The organism is Streptomyces sp. NPDC028289 (genome assembly GCF_055565975.1).
The window spans coordinates 113,108-119,107 of record NZ_JBVHTI010000015.1 but is presented as its reverse complement, the minus strand read 5'-3'; the positions used below and the strand labels follow the sequence as shown (position 1 = coordinate 119,107).

Below are 6,000 nucleotides of genomic sequence, written 5' to 3'. Positions count from 1 at the left end.
GCGCTATGAAAAACGCGCATACATCTTCCTCGGCACCGTCACCGTCGCAGCCCTGGTCATCTGGCTCCGTTCATGATCGCCCGGACACTGCCTAGGGCGGGGTCCGCCTGCCACCCACGGCAGCGAGGCAATCACGCGCGACTCGACAGCGCGGCGCCGGAGTGCAGAGAACCAGGACACGGCGGCACCCCCTGTGGTGATCACGCGATGGCTGTGGGGAACGCGGGTACACGGCGCGCGTGACCAAGGACGTGGTTGGGCACAGTGACCTTGTGCCTGCGTTCGGATTGCTCGTTCTCACGGTTGCGGGTGTGCTCGTGTGGCTGCTTGCCGCTCTGCTGCTGTACATAGGTGCGGGCTACTGGCAAGCGCGATGGGCGCTTGTGATACACGTCGTGGCGTCCATGGCCGTCTTGGGAGCGCTGGCGTTCGGTATTTACCGACTGACTGCCGCCGTGCCGGACCACAGGTGCGGACACGCTGATCAGTCGAATTGCCGTTACGGGGACCTTGGCTAGTACTCGAGCCGGTGTTGTGATCTTGCTGGTGGGGGGCGGTTGGGACCAGCCCGGACGGACTGATCCCGCTCACCTGCAACGAAATCCAGCGCCTCCTCACCGCCTGGGTGGCGCAGCCCACCTACGACCTCACACACCGACTGCGCCGGCCCACCTGGCGCAGACGCCACCAAGCCCGCGCCCGCCGCAGCCACTACCGCCGCCAAACCAACCTTCAACCCGCAAGATCACAACTCCGGCTGGAGTACTAGCCTGCGCCCGCTGCGTACGGCGACGTGAACAGGACGATCGCCTGTGAGGCAAGGCCGCCAGTGGCAGGATGAGTTGGGATGAAGGGCGGAGTTTTTTGTGCGGGGTGACAGGCGGCAGATTCAGACGGCGGTCCTGGGCGGCGCGGACTCGGAGGAGCCGCTGATGCTGCCGCTGGAGGCGATCGAGCTTGACGCCTTCCGCCGCCGCCACGAGCACGACACGTTCTGGTGCGGGCTGCTGCTCGGCGGCTGCGGCCTTCAGCTGACCACCAAGCTGTACACCGACCGGGTCTGTTCCCTGTCAAGTTCTACGTGTCGAGCTGCGGACGCGTGCATTGCCAGTTAGCCGGATGGCGGAGAGCGCCAGATCTTCGTTCGTGTGATTTCGCGGTCTGTACCTGCGGGACGGGACGACGAGGGCCAGGCGGAGGTGATCCGCCGGGCCTGCGTGGCCGCCCCGGACGTGGAGCAGGTCGGCGAATAGTAGTTGTACAGCGACATCGTGGCCGCGGTGATGTGCTTACCGGCGAACTTCGACACGTCGGACTTCAGGTACGAGCGGGCCGTGTCCGTGCCGCTCCGTCATAGGTGCTCGACTTCAACTCCTGCCCGGAACTTGTGAGTCGGGGTAGGCCGGGTTCTGCACCCAAGTGTCCGTGGTCACCGCGAGCGTCGAGGTCGGGTCGACCGTCACCGGGCAAGTCGTGGTCGCCAGGGAGTCCTTGTCCGGGGTGAGCAGTCAGCGAACCGTCCGCCGCAGTCTCGACCTTCGTGTCCGACTGCTCCTGGTGCGCCGGCGACGTGACTCGCCGCAGTCAGGATCAGGGCCAAGACGCAGCTGTAGACCACCCTGATGATCGCCTGGGCCTGGAAGCTGGGCCGCGCGTCAGCGAGGCAGCAGGACGTCAACCTGCCCCCGGATGTCCTGCACGATCTCCTCGACGCTCAGGGCGAGGTTCACGCTCGCCGCCATGCTGAGGAACATCACGGCGGACACGATGTGTGCCAGCGTCGCGGCGTGGATGCGGATTGACGGGTCGGGGTCGTCGAGAAGGGGGCGCAGGAGGCCGGTGTCTGCGGTGATCGCGGCCCGGGCGGCGGCGATCGACCAGCCCGCTGGGTAGCCGCTCACCTCGACGCCGTAGTCGTCGTAGAGGCCGTTGCGCTGGGTTTCGGTGCGATGGAGCAGTAGTCGGTCGCGAGAGGCGACGCCGAAGTGGCGGGCGCGGGCCGGGCAGGACTTCGGTGAGTGCGTTGGCACGGTGAGGGTGGCGGGTGTCGGCGGCGAGCCGGATCAGGAACGGCACGGCGAGCACGGCGGCGGCCCGCATGTCCTTGGCGCACATGCCGCTCACAACGCCTGTTCCGGTGTGACCGGGCGAGTCGGCGGTGTGCAGCAGGTGGACGGCCTCCCTGACATGGTCCCCCTGAGGGAAGTGCTCCCAGGGGACTTCGCCGAGCAGAAATCCGTCCTTGGCCTCGAGCCGGATGTCGGCCATCACCGCCCGCACGTCGAACGGCCCGCCCGCGAACGAGGACACCTCGGCCCCGTCCGCCAACGCCCGGCACATCGCGAACGTCGGATCGGTCCGCCACTCGCCCACGTCACACCGCCCCGTCGCAGAGTCTGATCGGAGCTGATCATGCCTGAGTGGACCGACATCGGTATCAACGTACTGCCCTTGGGGCACAGGAGCGGACGCTGATGGCGATATCTGAATCTGGTTCTGTCAGCGATCTCGTGAAGGCCGAGGTCGAGGGGTTGTGTCGACGGGAATGCCCTGGTCGTGGGGGATGTCTGCTTATCGACCGAGGGCGTGTTCTTTCCCGGGATTCGTGGGGTGCGGGTGGAGTGTGTGAAGGCGCTCGTGGACGGGACACTGGTCCGTTTGTCCAGCACATGCTCCTCGAGAACGTGTCCGGACTGCGGTGTCGCATCCCGCCGGGTCCACAGCCGCTACGGTCGTCAGCTGGACGACTGTCCCGTCGCCGGCAGGCCGGTACTGGTTCGGCTGACCGTCCGCCGGTTCTTCTGCGATACCCCAACCTGCCAACGGAGGACGTTCGTTGAGTAAGTTGACGGTATGAGCGAGCCCTACCAGAGGGCCACCTCAAGCCTGCGCTTCGTGCTTCGTTCCGTGGCGGCCGAGCTGGGTGGACGGCCTGGGGCACGGCTGTGCCGGAAACTCTCGGTTCCAGCAGGTCGGATGCGGCTCCTCGGGCATCTGGATGCTCCGGCCGTGCCTGACCGGGCCCCACGCGTGCTCGGCGTGGACGAGTTCGCCTTCCGCCGCGGCCGTCGCTACGGAACGATCCTCGTCGACGTCGAAACCCATCAGCTCGTCGACCTCCTGCCAGACCGGAGTTCCGAGACGCTGGCCGCTTGGCTCCGTGACCATGCCGGTGCCGAGGTCGTGTGCCGGGACCGGGCCAGTGCCTACACCCGTGCCGTCAAGGAGGCCGCCCCTGGCGTCACTGAGGTGGCTGATCGCTGGCACCTGCTGCGCAACCTGTCTCTCGCTGTCGAACGGGTCTGCTACGAACACCGCGTCTGCCTGCGGAAATACGCTGAACAACCGAGGCAGGCCCAACCGCGGCAGCTCACCTTGGAGCTCGTGCCGACCACGCTGATCGTGGACCGGGTCCGTCGCCGGCACGAGGTGATCAGCAGCATGGTCGAGACCGGCTACCCGATCAGTGAGATCGCTCGCCGTCTCGGACTCGACCGCAAGACCGTGCGCCGCTACCGCGACACCGACTTCGACGTTCTGCTCGCCTCAGCCCGCGACCGACGGAACGTGCCCCTCGACCGCTTCAAGTCCTACCTCCAGGCCCAGTTCGCCGCTGGCCACACCAACGCCAGGTGGTTGTACGGCCAGATCTGCGAACGAGGCTTCTCCGGCGGCTACTCAACGCTCTCCCGCTACGTGCGAACACTGCGCGATGGCACCGCCGTTTCTGCCCCCGCACCCGTCCCGAGCCCACGCACCATCAGCGGATGGATCATGCGGCCGCGCGAAAATCTCTCACCTCGTCAGGCCGCTGAGTTGGAACGCGTCCGGCTGGCCTGCCCGGACATCACCGAAGCGTGCAACATCGCCCGTGCCTTCACCGACCTGGTCCGAAACCGCCGGGGCCATCTGCTCACCGAGTGGATCCGCCAGGGCGAACAATGCGGTCAGCCGTCGATCCGGTCCTTCGCCGGCTTCCTCCGGCAGGACCTCGACGCCGTCACCGCCGGACTCACTCTCGCCTACAGCTCGGGCGTAGTCGAAGGACATGTCTGCAGAGTCAAGCTCCTCAAGAGAAGCATGTACGGTCGCGCGTCCTTCGCGCTCTTGCGAGCTCGCATCCTGGCACGGCCCTGACCTCGGCTTTCATGAGATCGCTGCCAGAACCCTGACTGGCCGCCTCTGCTCGCCTCCCTCACTTGGTTGCGGTTTCAACAGCGGGTAGGTCCCGGTGGAGCGGCGTGGCCGCCTTCTGCTCTGTAAAGGGCGAGCAACTCCCGTACCGTGCACGGTAATCTCGGCTGGGTGAATGCTCTCCCCACCGTTGGTCCACCGGAGATCCTCGCTTCGCTCGGTGTGTCCTTCCGGCTGCGCGAGCACCCTGATGTGACCAGCCCGGTAGAGGTCTGTGCCGCGTTGGGCGTTCCGTTGGAGCGGACGGTCAAGACTTTGGCATTCGTCACCCCCGAGGACCGTCTCCTGCTGGTGGCGCTGCCCGGCCATGCCCGGCTGAGGTACGGCGCCCTCGCCCGCGCAGCCGGGATCCGCCGAGACGACTTGTCTCCCGCCGATGCCGGGCGGCTGGCGCGGGCGGGGATGCAGCCGGGCGGGGTGTGCCCCGTGTCCGCGGACCGGGCTGCGACGGTGGTGTTCGACGAGACGGTCAGCAGTCTGGGACGTGTGCACTGCGGCAGCGGCCGGCGCGACAGCAGCATCGAGATCGAGGCGGCGGAGCTCGTGGCCGCCGTCCCAGGGGCCGCTACGGCGTCGATCGGCAGCCTCCCGGCGGACGGGCCGGCATGACGACTGTCCGCGACGCCACACCCTCGGACGCTGATGACATCTACGGTCTGCTGAGCGGGTTCGTGACGAGCTACCGGCCCGATCGAAAGGTCTTCGACGGCGCCACGTTTCCGCGGATCATCGAGGCTGCCTCGGACGGCGGCGCCGAGTTCCTAGTCGCCGAGCAGGACTCGTGCGTGGTTGGGTACCTGCTCGCGGTGCGCATGCCCACCCTGTTCGCGGGCGGAACGATCCTCGAACTGCTCGAACTCACCGTGGCCGAGCCCATGCGGGGCCGCGGTGCGGGTTCCGCCCTGATCCGGGCCGCACTGGCGAAGTCCCGGGAGGCGAAGGATGTCGAGGTGACCGTGCCGACCCGCAGAGCGGCCGACTTCTACCGCACTCTGGGGTTCCACGAGACCGCCGTTCATCTCAAATGGTCCACAACATGATCGAGAATCGGCCGGGAGAGACGGGCGTTGAAGCCATGCAGATCCAGGGGGCAACGGCACTGGTGACCGGCGCGAACCGGGGGCTCGGACAGGTGATGGCCCGGCTGCTCCTGCAGCGCGGCGCACAGCACGTCTACGGCGGGGCCCGCGACCCGCGGTCGGTCGTCGAGCCCGGCGTGATCCCGGTCCGCCTCGACATCACCGATCCCGCCCAGGTGGCCGCGGCAGCCGAGACGTGCTCCGAGGTGACCTTGCTGGTCAACAACGCCGGCGTCCTTACCGACACCCCCCTGCTGGCCGCGCCCGACCCGGCCGCGGCCCGTGCGGAGATGGAGGTCAACTACTTCGGCACGCTCGCCAAGTGCCGTGCCTTCGCCCCGCTGCTCATAGGCAACCCACCCGGCGCTATCGTCAACGCGCTGTCCATCGCCAGCTGGTTCACCAACCCCGCGATGGGCTCCTACAGCGCCTCCAAGGCCGCCGCCTGGGCCCTGACCAACGGGATCCGCGGTGAACTTCACGACACCGGCGTCCTCGTCGTCGGCGTGCACTGCGGCTACATCGACACCGACATGGCCGCCCCTGTCACCGGCCCCAAGAACACCCCGGAAGCGATCGCCGAGCAGACTTTCGCCGCCGTCGAAGCGGGCGAGACGGAAGTCCTCGCCGACGAACGCACCCGACAGGCCAAGGCAGCCCTCGGACTCACTCCCGGCGCAACAGCTTCCGTCCGGCGCCCGTAACACCCCCTCCGTAACGGCGTGTT

At 67.5% G+C, this 6,000-nt stretch carries 8 protein-coding genes and 1 pseudogene; 7 read left to right on the top strand and 2 right to left on the bottom strand.

Going from position 1 to position 6,000, the window contains the following annotated elements; translation table 11 throughout:
• Window positions 1-565: 565 nt before the first annotated feature.
• Window positions 566-769: pseudogene (locus ACZ4UV_RS48960) on the top strand (hypothetical protein); the annotation flags it as partial.
• Window positions 770-932: 163 nt separating this feature from the next.
• On the top strand, window positions 933-1,115 hold the full coding sequence (locus ACZ4UV_RS48955; protein ID WP_451022093.1) for a hypothetical protein: 183 nt from the start codon (window positions 933-935) through the stop codon (window positions 1,113-1,115).
• Here ACZ4UV_RS48955 and ACZ4UV_RS48950 read toward each other — a convergent pair.
• Window positions 1,112-1,309: a hypothetical protein gene (locus tag ACZ4UV_RS48950; protein WP_467848609.1), complete on the bottom strand. Its 198-nt coding sequence runs from the start codon at window positions 1,307-1,309 to the stop codon at window positions 1,112-1,114. The two genes, ACZ4UV_RS48955 and ACZ4UV_RS48950, sit on opposite strands and share 4 nt — an antisense overlap.
• A 346-nt stretch (window positions 1,310-1,655) precedes the next feature.
• The gene (locus ACZ4UV_RS48945) at window positions 1,656-2,030 is read right to left on the bottom strand and encodes a hypothetical protein (RefSeq protein WP_467848605.1); all 375 of its coding nucleotides are present in this window, start codon (window positions 2,028-2,030) and stop codon (window positions 1,656-1,658) included.
• A gap of 526 nt (window positions 2,031-2,556) precedes the next feature.
• On the opposite strand from ACZ4UV_RS48945, the gene ACZ4UV_RS48940 reads away from it, so the two are divergent.
• The 5 genes from ACZ4UV_RS48940 (at window position 2,557) to ACZ4UV_RS48920 (ending at window position 5,977) form a co-directional block, all read left to right on the top strand.
• Complete coding sequence (locus ACZ4UV_RS48940; RefSeq protein WP_467848603.1) at window positions 2,557-2,844, top strand: transposase family protein; 288 nt, start codon at window positions 2,557-2,559, stop codon at window positions 2,842-2,844.
• A 9-nt stretch (window positions 2,845-2,853) separates the two neighbouring features.
• Window positions 2,854-4,137, top strand: a complete 1,284-nt coding sequence (locus ACZ4UV_RS48935) for an ISL3 family transposase (protein ID WP_451022096.1) — start codon at window positions 2,854-2,856, stop codon at window positions 4,135-4,137.
• Window positions 4,138-4,284: 147 nt separating this feature from the next.
• The gene (locus tag ACZ4UV_RS48930; RefSeq protein WP_467848599.1) at window positions 4,285-4,803 is read left to right on the top strand and encodes an aminoacyl-tRNA deacylase; all 519 of its coding nucleotides are present in this window, start codon (window positions 4,285-4,287) and stop codon (window positions 4,801-4,803) included.
• Window positions 4,800-5,234: a GNAT family N-acetyltransferase gene (locus ACZ4UV_RS48925; RefSeq protein WP_451022097.1), complete on the top strand. Its 435-nt coding sequence runs from the start codon at window positions 4,800-4,802 to the stop codon at window positions 5,232-5,234. Before ACZ4UV_RS48930 ends, ACZ4UV_RS48925 begins: the two co-directional genes overlap by 4 nt.
• Entirely contained in the window at window positions 5,231-5,977 is a 747-nt protein-coding gene (locus tag ACZ4UV_RS48920) for an SDR family oxidoreductase (protein ID WP_467848594.1), read from the top strand. Before ACZ4UV_RS48925 ends, ACZ4UV_RS48920 begins: the two co-directional genes overlap by 4 nt.
• Window positions 5,978-6,000 lie beyond the last annotated feature (23 nt).